The sequence below is a fragment of the Stutzerimonas sp. FeSN7 genome, assembly GCF_030263795.1.
Classification (GTDB): Bacteria; Pseudomonadota; Gammaproteobacteria; order Pseudomonadales; family Pseudomonadaceae; genus Stutzerimonas; species Stutzerimonas stutzeri.
This window is the reverse complement of sequence record NZ_JARPMN010000001.1, coordinates 517,722-541,685: the sequence shown is the minus strand read 5'-3', so window position 1 is coordinate 541,685 and position 23,964 is coordinate 517,722. Positions and strand designations below refer to the sequence as shown.

21 protein-coding genes are annotated in these 23,964 nt (G+C 65.6%); 13 read left to right on the top strand and 8 right to left on the bottom strand.

Annotation, left to right across the window (positions count from 1 at the left end; translation table 11 throughout):
• Positions 1-126: 126 nt before the first annotated feature.
• Positions 127-567, bottom strand: coding sequence for a CopD family copper resistance protein (locus tag P5703_RS02435; RefSeq protein ID WP_011914576.1), 441 nt, complete (start codon positions 565-567; stop codon positions 127-129).
• A gap of 70 nt (positions 568-637) precedes the next feature.
• The gene (locus tag P5703_RS02430; protein ID WP_014597697.1) at positions 638-991 is read right to left on the bottom strand and encodes a hypothetical protein; all 354 of its coding nucleotides are present in this window, start codon (positions 989-991) and stop codon (positions 638-640) included.
• Positions 992-1,201: 210 nt separating this feature from the next.
• Between P5703_RS02430 and P5703_RS02425 the strand changes: the two genes are divergently transcribed.
• The gene (locus P5703_RS02425; protein ID WP_061373026.1) at positions 1,202-1,621 is read left to right on the top strand and encodes a DUF488 domain-containing protein; all 420 of its coding nucleotides are present in this window, start codon (positions 1,202-1,204) and stop codon (positions 1,619-1,621) included.
• Here P5703_RS02425 and P5703_RS02420 read toward each other — a convergent pair.
• Together P5703_RS02420 and P5703_RS02415 are read right to left on the bottom strand one after the other, a co-directional pair.
• Complete coding sequence (locus P5703_RS02420; protein WP_011914579.1) at positions 1,605-2,603, bottom strand: TRAP transporter substrate-binding protein; 999 nt, start codon at positions 2,601-2,603, stop codon at positions 1,605-1,607. The two genes, P5703_RS02425 and P5703_RS02420, sit on opposite strands and share 17 nt — an antisense overlap.
• Before the next feature lie 367 nt (positions 2,604-2,970).
• Entirely contained in the window at positions 2,971-3,909 is a 939-nt protein-coding gene (locus P5703_RS02415) for a TRAP transporter substrate-binding protein (protein WP_045159655.1), read from the bottom strand.
• Positions 3,910-4,320: 411 nt separating this feature from the next.
• On the opposite strand from P5703_RS02415, the gene P5703_RS02410 reads away from it, so the two are divergent.
• The 3 genes from P5703_RS02410 to P5703_RS02400 all read left to right on the top strand — a co-directional run bounded on the left by P5703_RS02410 (position 4,321) and on the right by P5703_RS02400 (position 11,071).
• Positions 4,321-5,322: an NAD(P)/FAD-dependent oxidoreductase gene (locus tag P5703_RS02410; RefSeq protein WP_017244449.1), complete on the top strand. Its 1,002-nt coding sequence runs from the start codon at positions 4,321-4,323 to the stop codon at positions 5,320-5,322.
• 49 nt (positions 5,323-5,371) lie between these two features.
• Entirely contained in the window at positions 5,372-6,748 is a 1,377-nt protein-coding gene (locus tag P5703_RS02405) for an L-serine ammonia-lyase (RefSeq protein WP_125852594.1), read from the top strand.
• A gap of 156 nt (positions 6,749-6,904) precedes the next feature.
• Positions 6,905-11,071, top strand: coding sequence for a CheR family methyltransferase (locus P5703_RS02400; RefSeq protein WP_020305979.1), 4,167 nt, complete (start codon positions 6,905-6,907; stop codon positions 11,069-11,071).
• A gap of 86 nt (positions 11,072-11,157) precedes the next feature.
• Here the strand turns inward: P5703_RS02400 and P5703_RS02395 are convergent, their stop codons facing one another.
• Positions 11,158-12,717 carry a sigma-54-dependent phenylalanine hydroxylase transcriptional regulator PhhR gene (locus P5703_RS02395; protein WP_011914584.1) on the bottom strand — a complete coding sequence of 520 codons (1,560 nt, stop codon included), beginning with the start codon at positions 12,715-12,717 and terminating at the stop codon, positions 11,158-11,160.
• A gap of 245 nt (positions 12,718-12,962) precedes the next feature.
• On the opposite strand from P5703_RS02395, the gene phhA reads away from it, so the two are divergent.
• The 5 genes from phhA (at position 12,963) to cynS (ending at position 16,940) form a co-directional block, all read left to right on the top strand.
• Positions 12,963-13,748, top strand: a complete 786-nt coding sequence (gene phhA, locus P5703_RS02390) for a phenylalanine 4-monooxygenase (protein WP_013984010.1) — start codon at positions 12,963-12,965, stop codon at positions 13,746-13,748.
• A 140-nt stretch (positions 13,749-13,888) separates the two neighbouring features.
• Positions 13,889-14,245: a 4a-hydroxytetrahydrobiopterin dehydratase gene (locus P5703_RS02385; protein WP_011914586.1), complete on the top strand. Its 357-nt coding sequence runs from the start codon at positions 13,889-13,891 to the stop codon at positions 14,243-14,245.
• Positions 14,245-15,441: an amino acid aminotransferase gene (locus P5703_RS02380; protein ID WP_017244452.1), complete on the top strand. Its 1,197-nt coding sequence runs from the start codon at positions 14,245-14,247 to the stop codon at positions 15,439-15,441. Before P5703_RS02385 ends, P5703_RS02380 begins: the two co-directional genes overlap by 1 nt.
• Positions 15,442-15,644: 203 nt before the next feature.
• Positions 15,645-16,406 carry a phytanoyl-CoA dioxygenase family protein gene (locus P5703_RS02375; protein ID WP_125882445.1) on the top strand — a complete coding sequence of 254 codons (762 nt, stop codon included), beginning with the start codon at positions 15,645-15,647 and terminating at the stop codon, positions 16,404-16,406.
• Between the two features lie 84 nt (positions 16,407-16,490).
• Positions 16,491-16,940, top strand: coding sequence for a cyanase (gene cynS / locus P5703_RS02370; RefSeq protein ID WP_279641557.1), 450 nt, complete (start codon positions 16,491-16,493; stop codon positions 16,938-16,940).
• 4 nt (positions 16,941-16,944) lie between these two features.
• On the opposite strand, the gene P5703_RS02365 is transcribed toward cynS, so the two are convergent.
• Positions 16,945-17,499 (bottom strand): ankyrin repeat domain-containing protein, encoded by a 555-nt coding sequence (locus P5703_RS02365; protein ID WP_279641556.1) that lies wholly within the window; start codon positions 17,497-17,499, stop codon positions 16,945-16,947.
• Positions 17,500-17,610: 111 nt separating this feature from the next.
• The gene (locus tag P5703_RS02360; RefSeq protein ID WP_003280002.1) at positions 17,611-19,149 is read right to left on the bottom strand and encodes a catalase; all 1,539 of its coding nucleotides are present in this window, start codon (positions 19,147-19,149) and stop codon (positions 17,611-17,613) included.
• 291 nt (positions 19,150-19,440) lie between these two features.
• On the opposite strand from P5703_RS02360, the gene codB reads away from it, so the two are divergent.
• Together codB and codA are read left to right on the top strand one after the other, a co-directional pair.
• Positions 19,441-20,718 (top strand): cytosine permease, encoded by a 1,278-nt coding sequence (gene codB, locus P5703_RS02355; protein WP_279641555.1) that lies wholly within the window; start codon positions 19,441-19,443, stop codon positions 20,716-20,718.
• A gap of 13 nt (positions 20,719-20,731) precedes the next feature.
• Positions 20,732-21,967 (top strand): cytosine deaminase, encoded by a 1,236-nt coding sequence (gene codA, locus P5703_RS02350; RefSeq protein WP_279640570.1) that lies wholly within the window; start codon positions 20,732-20,734, stop codon positions 21,965-21,967.
• Here the strand turns inward: codA and P5703_RS02345 are convergent.
• Positions 21,961-22,647 (bottom strand): c-type cytochrome, encoded by a 687-nt coding sequence (locus P5703_RS02345; RefSeq protein WP_020305973.1) that lies wholly within the window; start codon positions 22,645-22,647, stop codon positions 21,961-21,963. The genes codA and P5703_RS02345 overlap by 7 nt on opposite strands.
• A 337-nt stretch (positions 22,648-22,984) precedes the next feature.
• Here P5703_RS02345 and P5703_RS02340 point away from each other — a divergent pair, with 337 nt between their 5' ends.
• Together P5703_RS02340 and P5703_RS02335 are read left to right on the top strand one after the other, a co-directional pair.
• Positions 22,985-23,488 (top strand): acyl-CoA thioesterase, encoded by a 504-nt coding sequence (locus P5703_RS02340; RefSeq protein ID WP_014819134.1) that lies wholly within the window; start codon positions 22,985-22,987, stop codon positions 23,486-23,488.
• Between the two features lie 119 nt (positions 23,489-23,607).
• Positions 23,608-23,952 (top strand): zinc ribbon domain-containing protein YjdM, encoded by a 345-nt coding sequence (locus P5703_RS02335; protein WP_197861100.1) that lies wholly within the window; start codon positions 23,608-23,610, stop codon positions 23,950-23,952.
• The last annotated feature ends 12 nt before the right edge of the window (positions 23,953-23,964 follow it).

Below are 23,964 nucleotides of genomic sequence, written 5' to 3'. Positions count from 1 at the left end.
CAACGAGACTGCAGCCACTGAATCGGCCCCGATAAGCACCACGAAAAAGCGCCGGCAAACTTGACCGGAATCATCACTCCGCGCGGCGGACCTGCTAAGGCGCCGGACAGATGAAGGCGGCGGCGACTACCAGTGCAGGTAGAACATGCCCTTGGCCAGCAGCACGATGCCGATCATCTGCAGGAAGATGGCCCAGTGCAGCGTCCGGTAGCGCGCCGGCGTCATCCTCCCCTTGCGCAGCAGCACGGCCACCAGGCCGAACGTGAGGAACACGCCGACCGCCAGCACGATCTTCAGCGTCAGTTGTGTGGCGAAGCTGCTGGCGAACGGATTGGCCAGTGCCTGGCGGTGATACCAGGCCAGGCCGATACCGGCGCCGTAGACGAACAGGACCACCCAGTGCAGCACCACCCGCGAGCGCGCACCTACGGCACGCTCCACCAGCGGCATGGTCTGCTCGCCGATCTGCTGACGGATACGGCCGAGGATCATCACCTCGAAGAACAGCGTGCCGATGAAAAAGATCGCGGCCAGCAGATGCACCACATGCAGAACGGAATAACTCATCAGTGCCTCCTCGATGACGGTCAGCCGCGATCATCCCCCATCCGACGGCCGGCGGACCAGCCGCCGTGCATCAGCGGGTCGACGCGGTGACCCGCGCGCCATCGCGCTCGATGTGCTGGCCCTGCAGAAAGCGGTCATCCGAAGTGCGGATGCGGGCGATGCTGCCATCCTCGCGCTTGACCACATACAGCGTCTGCTCCAGCCCGGCGGCCTGCTGCGTGCCCTGCCCCATCAGATACCCGAACCCACCACCGATCAGCGCCCCGATCGGGCCGCCCGCTGCGGCCCCGATCATGAAGCCGCTGAGCCCACCGAAGCCGCCACCGACGGCGCGGTCCTTGTGCACTTCCAGAATCTCGTCCGCACTGGCCAGTCCGCTTGCCAGGATTGCCGCTGCCGCCACCAGAACCTTTGCGCTTTTCATGTAATGCTCCTGTCGTGATTGATTTGCCGCCAAGGCTTCACTTCAGGAAGCGTGCCGCTTTTTAGTCCTTTTAAATCATAACGATACGCATTAAATGGTCATAAAAACCCAATCGCACAGGGTTTGATTTACCATTTCTCCAGTAAAATAAACCACACCTCAGCGAACGAACGGTCTAGGCTGGATCACCGATAACGAGGAGGTCTGGTGATGATTCAGTGCAAACGCGCCTATGCACCCGCCGAGGCCACAGACGGCCGCCGGATACTGGTCGACCGGCTATGGCCGCGGGGCTGCGATCGTCAAGGGCTGGCGCTGGAGGCCTGGCTGGCGGATCTGGCGCCATCGACCGAGCTGCGCAGGGCGTTCAAGAACGGCACGCTGAACTTCGCCGAGTTCCGCCGGCGCTACCGCAGCGAACTGGCGGCGCATCCGGAGCACTGGTGGCCACTGCTGGAGATGACCGAAGGGGGTACCCTGACGCTGGTCTACGCGGCTCGGGATGAGCACGAGAACAACGCACGGGTACTGGCCGAATGGCTAGAGCAGGAGGGTGAGCGGTTGAACCGCCCGAGCTCGCCGGCCTGCATGGCCGGCGAGCTCGATCGCGGCCTCAGCGGCGACGATTGACCGTCATCGCAGCGCGAATCAGGTCCGCACCGATTTCGGCCTCGTAGGTTTTCCATACCGGCAGCATCTGCTCGCGCCAGGCCTGGCGTTCTTCCGGCGTGAGGGTGATCAGCTGGCTGCTGCCGCTGGCCAGGATGCGATCGCGGTCGCGCCGATTGACCGCCGCGGCCTCGCGATTCACCGCCTGGGTGACCTCGAGAATGATGCCCTCCAGCTCCGAACGCACGGCGAACGGCATGCTCAGCCAGAATTCGTTGTTGGTGATCAGCATGTAGTCGAGCACACCGTGGTTGGTTTCGGTGATGTACGGCTGAACGCTGTGCATGTTCTGGCTGAGGATGTTCGACCAGGGGTTCTCGGCCCCCTGCACCACGCCGCCCTTGAGCGACTCGTAGACCTTGGCGAACGGCAGCACCACCGACTTGGCACCGACCGCCGCGAACTGCGCCTCAAGCACCGGCGAGGGCTGGATACGGAAGGCCAGACCCGCCGCATCGCTCGGCTTGCGCAGCGGCGCCGTGGCCGAGAGCTGCTTCAGGCCGTTGTTCCAGTAGGCCAGGCCGTAGACGCCGTGATCGGCCATGGAGCGCAGCAGCTGGCGCGCGGCCTCGCGCTTCTGGAAACGCTGCAGCGCCTCGGCGTCATCGAACAGGAACGGCAGATCGAACACTTGCAGTTTCTTGGTGTAGGGCGCGAACTTCGACATCGACGGCGCCAGCAGCTGCACCTTGTTGTCGAACAGCGCCTGCATCTCGTCGGCGTCGCCCACCAGCGTCGAGTTCGGATAGACCTCGACCTTCACCTTGCCGGCCATACGCTCCTCGACCAGCTGCTTGAGCAACAACGCCCCCTTGCCCTTGGGGGTGTCGTCCGCCACCACGTGGGCGAACTTGATGACGATCGGCCCGCCTTCGGCAGCCATCACGGGAGCACTCAACCAATACAGGGCTGCGACCAGCGCAGCGACACAAGACTTGTACATCCAACCCCCAATGGGAAAAGCCCGAAGGCGCCTCGTGAGCACCGTCCGAGTGGTTAGTCGATATGGATTGAAAAGGCCCGCTGACGCGCAACGCCAAGGGTCTTTTGCTGAGGTGGCCCGATCGACACGCGTGCCGCGGTCGTCGCTGGCCTTTCTTGGAATGCCGCTGCGGTGAATGCGGCGCGAGAGCCATCCGCAGCTATACGAAAGTCTTAGGGAACGCCGCAGATGGCACAAGGCCAGAAAGTGCGACCAGCTCTCAAAATGGCGTTTTGCTGGCGCATGAAAGCCCGGCGACGAGCCCGATCAGGCTCATCGCAGCGCTCTGGGGTGGGCGGCTCCGGCCGGTGAACCGGAGCCGTGGAACTCAACGGCGGTTGACGGTCAGCGCGGCACGCATGATGTCTGCGCCGATCTGGCTTTCGAACGACTTCCACACCGGCTGCATCTTAGTGCGCCAGGCCTGGCGCTGTTCCGGCGTCAGGGTGACCAGTGTGGCACTGCCGCTGGCGATCAGCTGTTCGCGTTCGCGCTGGTTGATCGCCGCCGCTTCGGCGTTCACCGTCTGGGTGACTTCAAGGACGATGTTCTCCAGCTCCGAGCGCAGCGCGAAGGGAATGCTGGTCCAGAACTCGGAGTTGGCCACCAGCATGTAGTTGAGCACTCCGTGATTGGTCTCGGTAACGTAGCTCGGCTTGCCGGCGGCGCTCTGCCCGCGCAGGTTCGACCAGGGCCCTTCGGTTCCCTGCACCGTGCCGCTCTGCATGGCCTTGGACACCTCGGAGAACGGCAGGCGCACGGCCTTGGCGTCGACCGCGGCGAACTGCGCCTCGAGCACCGGCGAGGGCTGGATACGGAAGGCCAGACCCGCGGCATCGGCCGGGTTGCGCAGCGGCTGGTTGGCGGTCATCTGCTTCAGGCCGTTGTTCCAGTAGGCCAGGCCGTAGATGCCGCGCCCGGCCATCGAACGGAGCAGTTCACGGCTGGCCTCGCGCTTCTGGAAGCGCGCAACCGCGGCGTCGTCATCGAACAGGAAGGGCAGGTCGAATACCTCCAGCTTCGGCGAATACTCGATGAGTTTGGAGAGCGATGGCGCCAGCATCTGCACCTTGTTGTCCAGCAGCGCCTGCATTTCGTCGGCATCGCCGACCAGCGTCGAGTTCGGGTACACCTCGACATCCACCTGGCCGGCCAGGCGCTGGCGCACCAGCTTCTGGAAAAGCAGCGCGCCCTTGCCCTTGGGCGTGTCGTCCGCCACCACATGGGCGAACTTGATGACGATGGGCTCGGCGGCTTTCGCGGCCATTGGCGAAAGCATGAGCAACAGCGCCGCACAGGGCGCAACAACCAGAGACTTGAACACGATCTACCCCCACGGGAAATAAGCCCGACACGGCGCCTCGTGAGCACCGTTCGAGTGGTGTTTGCAATTCGATATGGTTCAGCCGGCGCCGGGTGTGGCGAGGCTGGGGTACAGCGAGGGGACCAGTGCACCGCGAGCGGAGCCGCAGGCTGGTCTTTATTGGAATGGCGGTGACCGATCGGTACGGGTTGGACCCGACGGTCACCGAGCCGCGCAGTTTTGGCCATCGACGGCTCTGGCACAAGGGTTGAAGCTCCAACCAGCTCTCAAAACCGCACATTGCATCCATCGGCCGGACCGAACTTTCTCGTCACCCCCCCTTCTACTGGCAACCACCCGCCACCGGCCAACGCCATGCCCCCCGAGCAAGCGAACCCGCAAACCGCCGTGACCGACTGCCTGATCGTCGGCGGCGGTCCCGCCGGCCTCACCGCCGCGCTGTACCTGGCGCGCTTCCGACGCAGCTGTCTGGTGGTCGATGCTGGCAGCAGCCGCGCCGCGTGGATACCGCGGTCGCGCAACTACCCGGGCTTTCCACCGGGCATCAGCGGCAACGACCTGCTGGCCAGGCTGCGCGAACAGGCCGCTGGCTACGGCGCACGCCTGGAGCACGGCCAGGTCGAGCACATCGAGCCGCATGTCGAGGGCTTCAGCGTGCGCTACGGCGAGCGCAGCTGCATCACCCGGCGGATCATCCTCGCCACCGGTATTGAGGACCGGCTGCCGGACATGCCCGACATCGAGCCGGCCATTCACGCCGGCAAGGTGCGGCTGTGCGCGATCTGCGATGGCTATGAGGTCGACGGCGACAACGTTGCGGTCTACGGCGAAGCGGAAAGCGCCATCACCCACGCGGTGTTCCTGCGCACCTTCACCGACCGGGTCACCGTCGTGGTGCACGGCGACCAGGCGGCATGCGAACAGGCCATCGCCCTGGCCGAGCACTACGCCATCCGCGTGATCGGCGACCGGGTCGAGTCCATGCAGCCCTGCGAGAACGGCATCGACCTGCTGACCTGCCGCGGCGAGCGGCACAATTTCGACATCATCTACCCCAGCCTGGGCGCACGCTTTCGCTCGGAGCTGGCGCTGCAGCTGGGTCTGGACTGCGACGAATGCGGCGGTGTGAAGGTGGACCAGCACCTGCAGACCTCGCTGCGCGGCCTCTATGCCATCGGTGACGTGACCCTGGGCCTGAAGCAGATCAGCGTCGCCATCGGCCAGGCCGCGCAGGCCGCGACCGCAGTGCACAACAGCCTGGAGGCCAACCCCTGGGGCGGCTCGCGCCAGGCCGCGGACCAGCCCGGCGCCGCGACCGCCCGGAACGACAACGAAAGCCTTCCCGATCAACCTTGACGGGCGGCCGAGGGTCTAGGCTTATACAAGCCTCGCCTGGAGCCTCCCAATGTCCCTCAGTGTCTTCGACCTGTTCAAGATCGGTATCGGCCCGTCCAGTTCGCACACGGTGGGCCCGATGCGCGCCGCCCTGCGCTTTGCCGAAGGCCTGCGCCGTGACGGGCAGCTGACAGCGACCCGCGCCATCAAGGTCGAGCTGTACGGCTCGCTCGGCGCTACCGGCAAGGGCCACGGCAGCGACAAGGCCGTGCTGCTCGGGCTGGAGGGCGAACATCCCGAATCGGTGGATACCGACAGCATCCCGGCGCGCCTGGCGACGATCCGCGAGCGTGGCGAACTGCGCCTGCTCGGCGAGCACCCGATCCCGTTCGACAGCCGGGCGCAGCTGGCCTTCATCCGCCGGCCGCTGCCCTTCCACCCCAACGGTCTGATCTTCCGCGCCTTCGACGCCGCCGGCCTGCAGCTCTGTAGCCGCGAGTACTACTCGGTGGGAGGCGGATTCGTGGTCGACGAGCAGGCCGCCGGTAGCGATCGCATCGTCGAGGACGCCACCGCACTGGCCTACCCCTTTCGCAGCGCTGCCGAGCTGCTTGATCACTGCGCTGCCCATGGGCTGTCCATCAGCCAGCTGATGCTCGCCAACGAGGCCGCCTGGCGGCCGGAAGCAGTGACCCGCAGTGGCCTGCTGCGCATCTGGCAGGTCATGCAGGACTGCGTCGATGCCGGCTGCCGTACCGAAGGCGTGATGCCCGGCGGCCTCAAGGTGCGTCGCCGCGCGGCGGGCCTGTATCGCCAGCTCAGCGAACACCCCGAGGCCAACCTGCGCGATGCGCTCAACGTGCTCGACTGGGTCGATCTCTATGCGCTGGCGGTCAACGAGGAAAACGCCAGCGGCGGGCGCGTGGTCACGGCGCCCACCAATGGCGCGGCGGGCATCATTCCGGCGCTGCTGCATTACTACATGCGCTTCGTCCCGGGTGCGGACGAGGACGGCGTGGTGCGCTTCCTGCTCACCGCCGCCGCCATCGGCATCCTCTACAAGGAGAACGCTTCGATTTCCGGCGCCGAGGTGGGCTGCCAGGGCGAGGTAGGCGTGGCCTGTTCGATGGCTGCCGGCGCGCTGTGCGAAGTGCTCGGCGGCACCCCACAGCAGGTCGAGAACGCCGCCGAGATCGGCATGGAACACAACCTCGGGCTGACCTGCGACCCGGTCGGCGGGCTGGTGCAGGTGCCCTGCATCGAGCGCAACGCCATGGGCGCGGTGAAGGCGATCAACGCCGCGCGCATGGCCTTGCGCGGCGATGGCCGGCACTTCATCTCGCTGGACAAGGTGATCCGCACCATGCGCCAGACCGGCGCCGACATGAAGAGCAAGTACAAGGAAACCGCCCGCGGCGGTCTGGCGGTGAACATCATCGAGTGCTGAGGACACGGGCCGCGCCACGCGAGCCGGCCGCACAGTAATCGCGTGCGCAAAGCCGTATCATCCGTTCGGCAGCACTGCTCGGCAGCGATGGACTCCCTGCTTCGTTCTGCTGTCTGCCCTTTAATGCCCGGAAGTCCCAATGCACCCGAGGATTCGATGAGTACCAGCCCTGAGCCGTCCGTGCCGAAGAACAGCAACCTGACCCGCAGCACGCTGCAGTTTCCCGTGGTCGGTATCGGCGCCTCGGCAGGCGGCCTCAAGGCGCTTATCACGCTGTTCGAAAGCATGCCGGCCGATTGCGGCATGGCCTTCGTGGTGATCATGCACCTCTCGCCCAAACACGAGAGCAAGGCCGACCAGATCCTGCAGAAGGCGACCCGCATGCCGGTGCTGCAGGTCACCCAGCCGACGCCCATCGAGCGCAACCACATCTACGTGATTCCCCCGGCGCTGGACCTGTCGATGAACGACGGCTACCTGCGCCTGACCGAGCCGCAGCGCGAGCGTGGCGTGCAGGTGGCCATCGACCTGTTCTTCCGCACGCTGGCCGACACCCACCACACCCACGCCATCGGCATCGTGCTTTCCGGCAGCGGTGCCGACGGTTCGGTGGGGCTGTCGCGCATCAAGGAACAGGGCGGCATCACCCTGGCGCAGGAACCCGGCGATGCGGAGTTCGAGTCGATGCCGCGCAGCGCCATCGAAACCGGCATGGTCGACATCGTTCTGCCGGTGGCCGACATCGCGCAGAAGCTGGTCGAACTGCACCGCAACATGCAGACGCTGCTCGAGCAGTTCCGCCCGGTGCCGGCGCCCGAGGACGGCGAGCACCCCGCGGTCGAGCCGGGCGAGATGGACTACATCCAGGCGCAACCCCAGACCAAGCCCAACGAGCTGGCGCTGCGCGAGATCCTCGCCGCGCTGCGCACCCGCACCGGCCACGATTTCCGCCATTACAAGCTGGCCACGGTACTGCGCCGCATCGAACGGCGCATGCAGGTCAATGCCCTGCCCGACATGCCCAGTTACGCCCGGTACCTGCAGGGCAACCCGGAGGAAACCCCGGCACTGCTGGCCGACATGCTGATCGGCGTGACCAACTTCTTCCGCGACCGCGAGGCCTTCGAGGCGCTGGAACGCGACATCATCCCCGTGCTGTTCGAGCAGAAGCTCGCCACCGATGACCGCGCTCTGCGGGTCTGGGCCGCGGCCTGCTCCACCGGCGAGGAAGCCTATTCGCTGGCCATGCTGCTCACCGACCAGGCCGCCCACAGCGGGGTCGACATCCAGACCCAGCTGTTCGCCACCGACATCGACGATCGCGCCCTGGAAACCGCGCGCGCCGGCGTCTACCCCGAGGCCATCGTCACCGACGTCACCCCGGCCCGACTGCGCCAGTACTTCGTCAAGGATCAGAACCAGCTGCGCCTGCAGAAGGAGCTGCGCGAGCGAATCCTCTTCGCCCGTCACAACATCCTGCGCGACCCGCCATTCTCGCGGCTCGACCTGATCTCCTGCCGCAACCTGATGATCTACCTGGACCGCGACATCCAGATCGAAGTGCTGCGCATGTTCCACTTCGCCCTCAACCCCGGTGGCTACCTGTTTCTCGGCAGCTCCGAAACCGCCGACGTCTGCAGCCAGCTGTTCACCGCGGTGGACAAGAAGAACCGCATCTACCGCGCCAAGGAAGTGGGCTCCTCGCTGCGCCGCGCGCCCCTCGGCCCGGTGCACGGCTTCACCCTCAGCACGCCGCCGCGCCCGCCGTTCAGCGAGCCGCACCGGCGCCACCGCAAGTTCTCCTTCGCCGACGTGCACCAGCGCGCGCTCGAGCAGTACGCGCCGCCCAGCGTCATCGTCAACCAGGAGGCGGAGATCGTGCACATGTCCGACCGCGCCGGGAACTTCCTGCGCTATGTCGGCGGCGAGCCCTCACTGAACCTGACCACCCTGGTGCATCCCCAGTTGCGCCTCGAACTGCGCACCGCGCTGTACCAGGCCGCCCACACCGGCAAGAGCGTGGAGGCACGGCGCGTGCGTCTGGAACGCGACGGCCGCAGCTACTATGTGAACATGGTGGTGCGCCCGTTCCGCGACAACGAGGCAGGCAGCGACTACATGCTGGTGCTGTTCGACGAAGTGGAAGCCTGCATGGACAGCAGCACACTGGAGGATCCGGACACCAAGGACAGCGTGCTGACCCAGCTCGAGGCGGAACTGCAGCACACCAAGGAGCGCCTGCAGATCACCATGGAGCACTCGGAAACCTCCACCGAGGAACTGCGCGCCTCCAACGAGGAGCTGCAGGCGATCAACGAGGAATTGCGCTCGGCCACCGAGGAGCTGGAAACCAGCAAGGAAGAGCTGCAGTCGATCAACGAAGAACTCACCACCGTCAACTACGAGCTCAAGAGCAAGGTCGACGAGACCAGCAAGATCAACGACGACCTGCAGAACCTGATCTCCTCCACCGACATCGCCACGGTCTTCGTCGACCGCAAGATGCGCATCAAGTGGTTCACCCCGCGTGCCAGGGACATCTTCAACGTGATCGGCAACGATGCCGGCCGTTCGCTGTTCGACATCACCCATCGGCTGGACTACCCGCTGCTGGCCAAGGACGCCGCCGAAGCCTTCGAAGAGCTGCACCTGGTCGAGCGCGAGGTGCGCGACCGCGAGGGCCAGCACTGGTACCTGGCGCGCTTCCTGCCCTATCGCACGCTGGACGACCGCATCGAAGGCGCCGTGCTGACCTTCATCGACATCAGCGACCGCCGCCGGGCCGAGGAAGAGCTACGCGCCGGCGAAGCCCACCTCAAGCTGCTGGCGCAGAGCACCAAGGGCTACGCCATCATCACCCTGGACTGTGACGGCCTGATCACCACCTGGAACTGCGGTGCCGAGCTGATCCTGGGTTACCGCGAAACCGAAGTGCTCGGCCAGACGGTGGACATCATCTACACCGAGCAGGATCGCCAGGCCGGTGTTCCGGAAGCCGAACGCCAGCGCGCACTGCAACATGGCCAGGCCACGGACGAGCGCTGGCACGCCCGCCGCGATGGCAGTCGGTGCTTCCTCAGCGGCCTGCTCAATCCACTGGTGGATGGTACGGGCAAGGTCATCGGCTTCGCCAAGATCGCCCGCGACCTCACCGAGGAACGCCAGCGCAGCTCCGAACAGCAGAACGAACTGGAGAGTGTGCAAGCGGCCAACCTGCAGAAGGACCAGTTCTTCGCCGTACTCTCCCACGAGCTGAAGCACCCGTTGAACCTCATCCAGCTCAACACCGACCTGGTCGCCCGCTCTCAGGCGGTGAAGAACAACCCGAGCCTGCACAAGGCGACGCAGTCGATCCAGAACGCGGTGCGCAGCCAGTCGAGGATCATCGACGACCTGATGGATGTCTCGCGCATCCGCACCGGCAAGCTCAAGCTGCACTTCGCCACGCTGCGCTATCAGGACGTGCTGCGCGGCATCGAAGCGGTGTTCGCGCCGCTGGCACAGAGCGAGAACATCAGCTTCGAGAGCTTCAAGCCGGACGCCCCCATCTACATCCAGGCCGACCCGACACGCCTGGACCAGATCATCTGGAACCTGCTGAACAACGCCTGGAAGTTCTCCAAGGGTGGCGAACGCATCTGCATGCAACTCGAGCGCGAGGGCGACCAGGCCCGGCTCGACGTCATCGACACCGGCGAAGGCATCAGCGCCGACTTTCTGCCCAAGGTCTTCGATATGTTTGGCCAGGCCGAGATGCAGCATGCGCAGCGTGCCAAGCACGGGCTGGGCATTGGCCTGGCGCTGGTCAAGCAGCTGGTCGAGGCGCACAACGGGCGCATCGAGGCCTATTCGGAAGGCATCGGCCGCGGCGCGCGCTTCAGCGTCTGGCTGCCGGTGCATCTGCAGACCGAACTCGAACTCAGCGACCTGGCCAATGCCGATGACGCCGGTGGGCTCAGGGGCATCCGCATCCTGCTGGTGGACGACTCGCCGGACATCCTCGAAACCATGTGCGAGCTGCTGCAAAGCGAGGGCGCCGAGGTCACCACTGCCGACGGCGGTGCGCGGGCCATCGAGCTGGCCGAGCAGACGCCGTTCGATGTGATCGTCTCCGACATCGGCATGCCGGAGATCGACGGCCACAAGATGATGGCCATCATCCGCCAGCAGGGCGCCAATCGGGACACCCCGAGCATCGCCCTGACCGGCTACGGCACCTTGCGCGACGTGGAAAAGGCCATGGCCGCGGGCTTCACCCTGCACCTGCGCAAACCCATCGACCTGCAGGCGCTGATCGACGCGGTGAGCCAGGCGGTGCACTGACTGCCACGCTCGGTAGCAGGTTGATGGCTCGCGGACGTTCATGCTCCCGCCGAGCATGAAGCGCTCTGCGCGGCCGCCAGCAGGCCTCAGCCGTCGGCCCTGCCCACGCCATGCTCGCGCAGCTTGTTGGCGATGGTGGTATGCGACACGCCAAGGCGCTTGCCCAGCTGACGGCTGCTCGGAAACTGCTTGTACAGCCCCTCCAGCACGGCCTTCTCGAAGCGCCCGACGATGCTGGCCAGGTCGCCCTCCAGCGAAAAATCACCCAGTGGCTGCGCCGCGCCGTAGCCCGGCAGACGGATGTGCTCGGACTTGATGATGCCGCCCTCGCACAGAGAAACCGCCTGGAACAGGGTGTTCTCCAGCTGCCGCACGTTGCCCGGCCAGTGATAGCCGGCCAGGCGCTCCAGCGCCTGCGGCGAGAGCGTCGGCAGCGCACAGCCGATCTGCCGGCTGGCCTGATCGATGAAGTGCAGCGCCAGCGGCTGCAGTCCGTCCAGACAATCGCGCAGCGGCGGAATGTGCAGCGACAACACGTTGAGCCGGTGATACAGGTCCTGGCGAAATTCACCCTTGGCGCAGAGCTCGGACAGGTCCACCTGGGTCGCGCAGATCACCCGCACATCCAGATAGACCTCTTCGTCGCTGCCGACCCGGCGGAAGCCGCCGTCCTGCAGGAAGCGCAGCAGCTTGGCCTGCAGCCGCGGGCTCATCTCGCCGACGCCATCGAGAAACAGCGTACCGCCTGCGGTCAGCTCCAGCAGGCCGAGCTTGCCTTCCGGCCGCGCGCCCTCGAAGGCGCCGGGGCCGTAGCCGAACAGCTCGGTCTCGGCCATCGACTCCGGCAGGCCGGCGCAGTTGAGCGCCATGAAGGGTGACTGCCCACGCGGGCTCGACAGGTGACAGGCGCGCGCCAGCAGTTCCTTGCCGGTGCCGGTCTCGCCCTCGATCAGCAGCGGCGCATCCAGCGGTGCCATGCGCCGCGCCTCGCGCACCACCGCGGCCATCACTTTCGAGCTCTGGAAGATGCTGTCGAAGCCGCGCAGCTCCTGCTTGCGCACCTGGTAGATGCGTTCACCGACCCGGTCGGCGCGATGCAGGGTCAGCACCGCGCCGGCCAGCGCCTCGCTGTCGTCGTGTTCGGATTGCAGCGGGGCGATGTCGGCGAGGAACACATCGCCCTTGATTTTCACCCGCAGCCCGTTGATCCGCGCCTTGTTGGCGCGCACCAGTTCCGGCAGGTCGAAGTCCTCGGCGTAGCGCGACAGGCTCATGCCCGGGACCTCGTCGACGCGCACGCCGAGCAGCTGCGCAGCGGCACGGTTGGCGGCAACGATGGCACCGCTCATGTCGATGGAGAGGACGGGGAATTCCAGCGCGCCGAGCAGTGCATTGAGTTCCAGGGAATGCCGCTCGCTGGGCATCAGGCTGACCTTGCGCAGCTCGAACACGCCGGGCAGCGCCTCGATCTTCGGCCGTAGCGCCTGCAACTGCAGGTTCATCAGGTTGGGGCAGTGCAGGTAGACGGCATTGCCCTGCTCGCCGCCCACCTCGCCGCGGGCCACGTTGATGCCGTAATCCACCAGCAGGTTGAGCATGTCGCGCAGAATGCCGACGCGGTTCTGGCAGAGAATTTTGATACGCATGGCGGAGCCCTGTTGTCTTGTTGTGGGGCCGGCGCTGCAGTGCAGCGCAAATTATCGTCAAGATTATTTGACAGTTTGCTCGATTGGCAACGCCGCCGATCCAGCTGCCGACCTCTCTGTCATGGATTTCTTACAGCGCAACACCACGCACATGCGACATTGCGCCACAGCGCCTCTCCCCTGCGGCACGCCTTCGCGTTCGAATGAGGGCAACAACAAGATGCCCAAGCGGCCCAGGAGAAGCGATGAAGACCACCCACTACGTAGCCCGCGAACCGGACGCGCAGGGGCATATTCATTACCCCGACGCCGAGCACGCGGTGTGGCAGACGCTGGTCGAGCGTCAGCTGAAACTGCTCGACGGGCGCGCCTGCCAGGAATACCTCGACGGCCTCGACCAGCTCGCCCTGCCCCACGAGCGCATCCCGCAGCTCGGCGAGATCAACCGCGTGCTGGCCGCCACCACGGGATGGCAAGTGGAGCGCGTACCGGCGCTGATCCCCTTCCAACGCTTTTTCGAACTGCTGGCGAGCAAGCGTTTCCCCGTCGCGACCTTTATCCGCACCCCGGAAGAGCTGGACTACCTGCAGGAGCCGGACATCTTCCACGAGATCTTCGGTCACTGCCCGCTGCTGACCAACCCCTGGTTCGCCGAATTCACCCACACCTACGGCCAGCTCGGCCTCGAGGCCAGCAAGGAGGAGCGGGTGTTCCTCGCCCGCCTGTACTGGATGACCGTCGAGTTCGGCCTGGTGGATACGCCCGCCGGCCGGCGCATCTATGGCGGCGGCATCCTTTCCTCGCCGAAGGAAACGCTCTACAGCCTGTCCGCCGAACCCGAGCACCAGCCGTTCGACCCGCTGGAGGCGATGCGCACGCCCTATCGCATCGACATCCTGCAGCCGCTGTACTTCGTCCTGCCGGACCTCAAGCAGCTGTTCGACCTCGCCCAGCAGGACATCATGGCGATGGTGCGCGAGGCCATGCGCATGGGCCTGCACCAGCCGAAGTTTCCGCCGAAGGCGGCATGATTCGGCCCTGTGCGGCGCTCGTGGTGGGCTGAGGCTCACCACGGCCGTCATCCGTTCGACAGGGTGGGCGTCAGCCCGCCCTCTTGCCTAAGCTTCAACCTTCAAAAACGACTTCGATCATCAAGAAAGGGACCTACACCATGACCGCCCTCGCCCAAGCCCAATGCGAAGCCTGCCGCGCCGATGCACCCAAGGTGTCCGATGAAGAACTGGCCGAGCTGATCCGCGAAATCCCCGACTGGAACATTGAAGTGCGCGGCGACCACATGGAGCTGGAGCGTGTCTTCCTGTTCCGCAACTTCCGCCACGCCCTGGCCTTTACCAACGCAGTCGGCGCCATTGCCGAGGAAGTCGGCCACCATCCCGCCCTGCTCACCGAGTGGGGCAAGGTCACCGTCACTTGGTGGAGCCACGAGATGCGCGGCCTGCACCGCAACGACTTCATCATGGCCGCCCGCACCGACCAGCTCGCCGCCAGCGCGGAGGGCCGCAAGTAATGCACTTCGGCCAGATTCCCCGCGTGCCCGGCGACCCGATCCTCGGCCTGATGGACCTGTATCGCGCCGACACCAACCCGGCCAAGCTCGACCTCGGCGTCGGCGTCTATAAGGACGCCCAGGGCCTGACGCCGATCCCGCGCGCGGTGAAGCTGGCCGAGCAGCGCCTGGTGGACAGTGAGCAGACCAAGAGCTACATCGGCGGCCACGGCGACGCCCAGTTCGGCGCCCTCTTGCTGCGTCAGGTGCTCGGCAGCCGCGCAATTGCCCTCGGCGAGCAGCGTGCCGGCTGCACCCAGGCGCCGGGCGGCACCGGCGCGCTGCGCCTGGCCGGCGAGTTCATCGCCAAATGTCTGCCAGGGCGCAGCATCTGGCTGAGCGATCCCACCTGGCCGATCCACGAAACCCTGTTCGCCGCCGCCGGCCTGCGCGTGCAGCACTACCCCTACGTCGGTGCCGACAACCGCCTCGATGTCGACGGCATGCTCGCCACGCTGCAACAGGTGCCGCCTGGCGACGTGGTGCTGCTGCACGCCTGCTGCCACAACCCCACCGGCTTCGACCTGAATCACGACGACTGGCTGCGGGTGCTGGACGTGGTGCGCGCGCGCGAATTGCTGCCGCTGTTCGACTTCGCCTACCAGGGCTTCGGCGACGGACTGGAAGAGGACGCCTGGGCGGTACGGCTGTTCGCCGAAACGCTGCCGGAGATGCTCATCACCAGTTCCTGCTCGAAGAACTTCGGCCTCTACCGCGAACGCACCGGCGCGCTGATCGCAGTCACCAGCGATGCCGAGCGCCTGCTCGACGTGCGCAGCCAGCTCGCGTCGCTGGCCCGCAACCTCTGGTCGACGCCACCGGCCCACGGCGCCGCGGTGGTGGCGACGATCCTGGCCGATGAGCCGCTGCGGCAGATCTGGCAGGACGAGGTGGAGCGCATGCGCCGGCGCATCGCCAGCCTGCGTCAGGGGCTGGTCGAGGCGCTGACACCCTATGGGCTGGCCGAGCGCTTCGCGCACATCGCCCGGCAGCGGGGGATGTTCTCCTATACCGGCCTGACCGCCGAGCAGGTACGCCGGCTGCGCGCCGAAGATTCGGTGTATCTGGTGGAAAGCGGTCGCGCCAACGTCGCCGGGCTGGATGCCGAGCGCCTGGACGATCTGGCCAGGGCCATTGCACGGGTGGTGCAGGCCTGAACGATGTGAAGGTGCGCGCCGGTGACGCCGCTTCTGGCGACGCCGCCGGGTGCGCTGGAGCGAGAGAGCAGAGGCGCGGCTCGTGACCACGCGACTGGCTGCCGCAGCAGCGCCGGCACAGTAGCGCCGCAAGCTTTCAACCGGCTTTCAACGCGCAGCCGAGCTGCCTATGCTGGAGTCTGGCGCTCTACCCGGCCGATGCCATGACCGACTCCGTCACCATTCGGCAACAGCTCGCCGCCCTGCACCAGCAGGGCTTCGTGCTGCTGCCTGCCGTACTCGATCCCGCGGGCATCGCGGCGCTGCGCGAAGCCATCGATGGCCTCGAACCCATCCACTGGGATTACCAGGGCCTGGTCGACGACCACTACAAGTGCGTCTTCAATCGCTCGCCGTTCTGGCTGCGCTTTCTCGATCTGCCCGGGGTGATCGAACTGGCCGAGGCGGCACTCGGGACGGACTGCCATATCATCGGCCAGACCGCCTGGCGCAGCCGCCCGGGCTTTATCGGCGGCGAGCTGCATGCCGACTACCTGGCCATGGAGCTGCCGGAAAGCCTGCTGGCCGATCCCGCGTTCGAACTGCCGATGCAGATCTGCACCGCACACCTGTATCTGGATGACATCGACGCCGACCTCTGCCCGACGCTGGTGATCCCCGGCAGCCACCGCGCCGGGCGCAAACCGCAGCCGGGCGAAACCCAGTGGCACGGCCGCTCGGCCGAGCCCGTGCTGTGCAAGGCCGGCGACATGCTGCTGTTTCGCAGCGACCTCTGGCACGCGGGCAGCCGCAACCGCAGCGCCGAGCGCAGCCGCTACCTGCTGCAGATCCACTATGGCCGGCGCATGGTGGCGCAGAAGTTCTCGCCCTACCTGCACTTCCGTTTCAATCCCGAGGTGCTGGCCGCCGCCACACCGCGCCAGCGCCGCCTGCTCGGTGAGCACGAGGCGGCCGAATACGACTGAACCCCCTGGCACCGAACCTGCATCGACCGAGGCCCGCCGCGCCCGCGCGGCCATTGACTCGCATTCGCCAGATGAGGATTCGCCATGATCAGCAGTCGTGAACAGGTCACCCAGATGATCGTCGCCGCCAAGGTGCGCAAGGGCCTGAAGTGGGCGCATGTCGCCGAAAACATCGGTATGTCCAAGGAGTGGACCACCGCCGGTTGCCTTGGCCAGATGGCCTTCGACAAGGCCCAGGCCGAGACCCTGGGGCAGCTCTTCGAACTCTCCGACGAAGCCGTCGCCTGGCTGCAGATCGCCCCCTACAAGGGCTCGCTGCCCACCGCGGTGCCGACCGATCCGCTGATCTACCGCTGGTACGAGCTGGTCAACGTCTACGGCACCACCATCAAGGAACTGATCCACGAGGAGTTCGGCGACGGCATCATGAGCGCCATCGACTTCTCCATGGATATCCAGCGCCAGAGCGACCCCAAGGGCGATCGCGTCAACGTGGTGCTGTCCGGCAAGTTCCTGCCCTACAAGAGCTACTGAGGGATCAGCGGGTGCGGATCTCCCCGCGCGCCAGGCTTTCCACGCTGTTGCCCAACGGGTCCGCCGCATTGAGGTCCGCACCACGCTCGCGCAGCGCCTGGAGCAATGCCTCGCGCTGGAACAGCGCGGCGTACATCGCCGGCGTCTGCCCGGCGTTGTTGCGCTGGTTGGGATCGCACTCGGTGGCCAGCAGACGCTTGGCGATGCCGAGCTCACCCTTGAAGATGGCCCCGAGCAGGGCGGTATTGCCGCGCTTGTCCTCGGCGCAAGCATCGGCCCCGGCGGCGAGCAGGCGCTCCACGGTCTCGCCATGGCCGTTGTAGGCCGCCAGGATCAGGGCGGTATAGCCCTTGTCGTCGGCGCTGTTCAGGTCGTAACCGGCCCGGATGAATTCGTCGAGGACCTCGTTATCGCCGAAGCGCGCGGCACTGAAGAAGTAGTCGCGCAACTGCTGCCGGACCGCCTCGGGCGTGTCCACAGCATCCGTCAGCGGGCCATCGGCGGCCAGGGCGGCCCCGCTGCCCAACAGCAGCGCTGCCATCAGCAAAAGACCTTGCATATAGCCTCCACAAAAAAAGACCCGGGCCATCGCCCGACCCGGGTCGAAACAACCGGCACCCATGCAGCGCAAAGGAGCCTCCACTGCATGCCGGGCGCCGGTCCGGGGACCTTAGTCCTTGAGCTCGGCGGCCAGCGCCTTGACCCGCTTGAGGTCGGCCTTGGCGACCTTGGTCAGGCCCTCGCCGTAGTTGGCATCGGCCTTGTAGAAGAACGACAGCAGGATGTGCCTGGCCTCGTCGTCCGCCTTGGCCAGCTCGCCGCCCAGGGTGTTGATCAGGTCGGTCTGCTCCTTCTTGCTGAACGAGCGATACAGATCGCCGGCCTGCTTGAAGTTCTGCTGACGCTGGATCGGTGCCTGCTGGGTGGTGCCGCTCAGCTCCAGTTTGCTGAGCACGGCGCGTGGCGTTTCCTCACGGTTCTCGCGGCGGCTCGGCTGGTAGTTGACGCTGCTGGTGGTGTGGCCGGCGTTCAGCTGGCCGTCCTGGTTACCGTTGTTGACCGGCACCTTCGGGCGGTTGATCGGCAGGCTCATGCCGTTGGCACCGACGCGGTACATCTGGGTATCGGCGTAGGAGAACAGACGGCCCTGCAGCAGGCGGTCCTCGGACGGCTCGATGCCCGGCACCAGGTTGGCCGGCGCCATGGCGACCTGCTCGGTTTCCTGGAAGATGTTGTCCGGATTCTTGTTCAGCACCATCTGGCCGATCTTGCGCTCGGGCACGTCAGGCCAGATCTTGGTGGCGTCCAGCGGATCGAAGTCGAACCTGGCCAAGTCCTCCGGCTTGAGCACCTGGATCATCAGGTCCCACTTGGGATAGTCGCCGTTGTCGATGGCGGTGATCAGGTCACGGGACAGGTGGCTGTAGTCCTTGCCCTGCATCGCCTCGTTCTCTTTCGGGTCGAGGTTCTTCAGGCCCTGCAGGCTCTTCCAGCGGAACTTCACATAGTGGGTTTCACCCTGCTCGTTGACGAACTTGTAGGCGTGCACGCCGTTGCCATCCATCATCCGGTAGCTGGCCGGAGTGCCCTGGTTGGAGTACAGCAGGGTCAGGGTGCGGGTGGCTTCCGGGTGGTGCGAGAGGAAGTCGAAGCGGCGGCTGTCGTCATCCAGGTTGGTGCGCGGGTCCGGCTTGAAGGAGTGGACCATGTCCGGGAACTTGACCGCGTCGCGGATGAAGAAGGTCGGGAAGTTGTTGCCGACCAGGTCCCAGTTACCATCGGCGGTGTAGAACTTGGTGGCGAAGCCGCGCGGGTCGCGCAGGGTTTCCGGCGAGTGCAGGCCGTGCACCACGGTGGAGAAGCGCACGAACACCGGCGTGGTGCTGCCCTTCTCGAAGACCTTGGCCAGGGTCAGGTCGGAGATGTCTTCGGTCGCGGTGAACTCGCCATGAGCACCGGTACCACGGGCGTGCACGACGCGCTCGGGGACGCGCTCGCGACCGAAACGCTGCAGCTTCTGCAGCAGCTGCACGTCCTGCAGCAGGGTCGGGCCGTTGGGTCCGGCGGTCTGGGAATTCTGGTTGTTGCCGACCGGCGCGCCATTGTCGCGGGTCAGCGGAGCAGCGTGGGCAGGCAACGCAAGGAGGCTCGCGGAAAGGACGCCCAGCGCAAGGCGCGCTGGCGTGGAGCCAAAGGTCATACGGGACATGGGTGATTCCTCTTCGATTTTCTGATGCGCTTATGGCGCGTCGGAAAGCCTAAGAGGGGGGCCGAAGATGCCCCAATTGAATAAGCCGAACAGCGCGATAGAGAAAATGTCGCGCCGCCTGGAGGAACTTCGCGCCAGGCGCCATGGCGGTGCGAGGCGACAGCCCGCTGCACCGCGATGAGACATCCGCCGCCGCCATCCGACGCGACAGCCCCGCTTGGCCGATCGGTCAGCTATGGCATGGCATCTGCACTCCCAGCGCATTCAACCGGCGCTTGCGGAGCAACCACCATGAAACAGCCCGTCGATACCGACTACCCCCTGAGCGAAGTGCCTGCCGGCGCGCGCAAAGGGCTGTGGTCCACCTCCATCCTGCTGTTCGGCTTCACCTTCTTCACCGCCACCATGTTCGCCGGCGGCAAGATCGGCCTCGCCTTCGACTTCAAGACCATGCTCTGGGCAGCGGTGATCGGCAATCTGCTGCTCGGCGCCTATGCCGCCGCGCTCGGGCTGATCGCCTGCCGCAGCGGGTTGAACTCGGTGCTGATGGGGCGCTTCTGCTTCGGCGAGGTCGGCAGCCGGCTCTCCGACTTCCTGCTCGGCTTCACCCAGATCGGCTGGTACGCCTGGGGCACGGCGACCATCGCCATCGTCCTGGTGCGCCTGCTGGCGTTGCCGGAAAGCTGGACGATGCCGTTGATGGTGCTGTTCGGCTTCAGCTTCTGCCTGACCGCCTTCGTCGGCTACAAGGGCCTCGACCTGCTCTCGCGCATCGCGGTGCCGGCGATGCTGATCCTGTTGATCGCTTCGCTGTGGACCGCGACCCGTGACATTGGCGGGCTGGACGGCCTGCTCACCGTGCAACCGGGCGACACCCTGACCCTCGGCATGGCCATCACCATGATCTTCGGCACCTTCGTCAGCGGCGCGACCCAGGCCACCAACTGGACGCGTTTCGCCCGCAGCAGCAAGGTCGCGGTATGGGCCAGTTTGATCGGCTTCTTCATCGGCAACGGCCTGATGATCGTCGCTGGCGCCTACGGGGCCATCGTCTACCAGCAGCCGGACATCGTCGAAGTGCTGGTGCTGCAGGGCCTGTCGATGGCCGCGGTGGTGATGCTCTTTCTCAACCTCTGGACGACCCAGGACAACACCATCTACAACTTCGCCGCGGCCGGCTGCAACCTGCTGCGCACCGAGCGCCGCCGCCTGGTAACCCTGGGCGGCGCCTTCGTCGGCACGCTGCTGGCGCTCGGCGGCATGTACGAGTTGCTGATCCCCTTTCTGATCCTGCTCGGCTCGATCATCCCGCCCATCGGCGGCGTGATCATGGCCGACTACTTCTACCGCCATCGCGGACAGTACCCGAAGCTGGCCGAAGCGCACCTGCCCAGGTACAACAGCCTGGGCCTGGCGGCCTATGTGCTGGGTGCCGCCTGCGCCTACTTCTCGCCCTGGGTGGCGCCCATCGTCGGCATACTGGTGGCCGCCGCAGCCTATATTGTGCTGTACGAGGGCCAGCGCCTGGCCCTGTCGCGCACGGTGCTGACGCAAACCGACGCACGCTGATCAAGGAGCCACCATGAACATCCTCAACGCCCGCTTGCGCGGCCGCAGCGGCCTGTACCGCATCGAACTGGACGGCGCGCGCATCGCCGCCATCAGCGCGCAGCAGGCGCCGGCCGAAGCCAGCGAGGGCGATATCGACGCCGCCAGCAATCTGGTGGTGCCGCCCTTCATCGAACCGCACATCCACCTGGACGCCACCCTGACCGCCGGCGAGCCGGCCTGGAACATGAGCGGCACGCTGTTCGAAGGCATCGAACGCTGGGGCGAGCGCAAGGCGCTGGTGACCCACGAAGACACCAAGGCGCGGGCGAAAAAGACCATCGACATGCTGGTCGACCACGGCATCCAGCATGTGCGCACCCATGTCGACGTCACCGATCCGACGCTGTCGGCGCTCAAATCCATGCTCGAAGTGCGCGAGGAAACCCGCCACCTGATCGACCTGCAGATCGTCGCCTTTCCGCAGGAGGGCATCGAGTCGTTCAAGGGCGGTCGCGAGCTGATGACCGAGGCGATCGCCATGGGCGCCGATGTGGTCGGCGGCATTCCACACTTCGAGAACACCCGCGACCAGGGCGTCAGCTCGATCAAGTTCCTCATGGACCTCGCCGAGCGCAGCGGCTGCCTGGTGGACGTGCATTGCGACGAAACAGACGACCCACAGTCACGCTTTCTCGAAGTGCTCGCCGAAGAGGCGCGGGTGCGCGAGATGGGCGAGCGGGTCACCGCCAGCCACACCACGGCGATGGGCTCCTACGACAACGCCTACTGCTCCAAGCTGTTCCGCCTGCTGAAGCTGTCGCAGATCAACTTCGTCTCCTGCCCGACCGAGAGCATCCACCTGCAAGGCCGCTTCGACACCTACCCCAAGCGCCGCGGCCTGACCCGCGTGGCCGAGATCGACCGCGCCGGGATGAACGTATGCTTCGGCCAGGATTCCATCGTCGACCCCTGGTACCCGCTGGGCAACGGCAACATCCTGCGCATCCTCGAAGCTGGGCTGCACATCTGCCACATGCTCGGCTACGAGGACCTGCAGCGCGGCCTGGACCTGATCACCGACAACAGCGCACGCACCCTGAACCTGGGCGAGCGCTACGGACTGGAAGTGGGGCGTCCGGCGAACCTGCTGGTGCTGTCGGCAGCGGACGACTACGAGATGCTGCGCACCCAGGGCCATGCCCTGCTCTCGGTGCGCAACGGTGAGGTGCTGATGCGCCGCACGCCGGCGCAGATCAAGCGTTACTGAGCGGCGGCGGTGGTCTTGCGCAGACGGTTGATGTTGGCCATTTCCTCGGCCGGCGTCAGCTTCAGCTGCGACAGATAGGCCGCCAGCGCCTCCACGTCCGCTGCGGAAAGCTGCGCGGCGACGCCGATCATTACCGAGCCGGCGCGGCTCGGGTCGTTCTCGCGGAAACGCGTCAGCGCCTTGCGGATGTACTCGTCGGGCTGCCCGGCCAGGCGCGGCATGGTCTCCATGCCTTCGGCATGAGCACCGTGGCAACCGGTGCAGGTGGTCTGGAAGATCTTCTCACCGCTTCCGCGCAACGCAGCATTCGCCGGGCCCTCGGGCGGATTGACCTTCTGCTGGCTGAAGAACACTGCGATGTTCACCCGCTCCTCCATGCTCAGGTTTTGCGCCAGCTTGGACATGACGAAGTCGGTCCGCTCGCCGCTGGCGAACTTCTCGAAGGCATAAAACAGGTACTGCGGATTCTGCCCAGCCAGATTGGGGATGTGCTTGCGCTTGCTGTTGCCGGTCTCACCGTGGCAGTAGGCACAGAACACCGCGCGCTCCTGGCCGGCCAGGCTGGCCTGCTCGCGCCGCTGCTCGTCGGCCATGATTTGGTTGAAGCGCTCGATGGCCTCCTCGCTGGCATGGGAGAGCGGAACGAAGCAGGCAAGCAGAGCGAGAACAAGCTTACGCATGGGAGGCATCCGTTACTGAAGTAGCCGGTGGGTGTTTTTTAGGCGCCCGACTATAGGAAGCCTGTGCCCGGCGAAACCCGGCACAGGTCAACAAAAGTGCCCGAGAGCGACGCATCGCCCGCCTTTCGTGACCCAGATCACACTCGAACGATTACCCCCACGAAATTACAGGCGTTCACGCCTTAGCTGATCGTATTTCCGCCAAAACCGACATGTGCGCGCCTTTGCCGCATTGACGATAGAAAAAATCGATGAAGCGTTTCGCCAGATAGGCCAGACAGACGGGAGGTATTCGACTAAAGTAGCAACCCTTCACCACCGAGGAGCCGTAACCCCCATGCTAGATGGACATGCAGAGCTGACCATGACCGTGCTGATGACGCCGGACAAAGCCAATTTTTCCGGCAACGTACATGGCGGCACGCTGCTCAAGTATCTCGACGAAGTCGCCTATGCCTGCGCCAGCCGTTACGCCGGGCAGTACGTCGTCACCCTCTCGGTGGACCAGGTAGTGTTCCGTCAGCCAGTGCACGTGGGCGAGCTGGTCACATTCCTCGCCTCGGTCAACTACACCGGCACCACGTCGATGGAGATCGGCATCAAGGTCGTCACCGAAGACATTCGCGAGAAAACCGTACGCCACACCAACAGCTGCTTCTTCACCATGGTCGCCCTCGGCGAAGACGGCAAACCGGTACCGGTACCGCCGCTCAACCCGAAGACGCCTGAACAGCAGCGTCGTTTCGCCCAGGCCTACCAGCGCCGCGAAATCCGCCGCGAACTGGAACATCGCTACAGCGAGCTACGCGCTGGCAACGAGCGCCTCACCGCCGTGAAGTAAGCGCTACCCCGTGAAACCACGTGGAATCCGGCCAGCCTGGATTCCACGGCGGCCCCAAATTTGTAACAAAACCTTATACAATGCACGGCTTTCCGCATCCCGCCCCCTGAGGATCTGCCGTGAGCTCGCTGCCACCCTGCCCCAAATGCAACTCCGAATACACCTACGAAGACGGCCAAATGCTGGTCTGCCCCGAGTGCGCCCATGAGTGGTCCGCCACTGACGGCGCGGCTGCCGCGAGCGAAAGCGACAAGGTGATCAAGGACTCGGTAGGCAACACGCTGCAGGATGGCGACACCATCACGGTAATCAAGGACCTCAAGGTCAAGGGCTCGTCGCTGGTGGTCAAGGTCGGGACCAAGGTGAAGAACATCCGCCTGGTCGACGGCGATCACGACATCGATTGCAAGATCGACGGCATCGGCGCGATGAAGCTGAAGTCCGAGTTCGTCAAGAAGGTCTGAGCCGCGATGCTC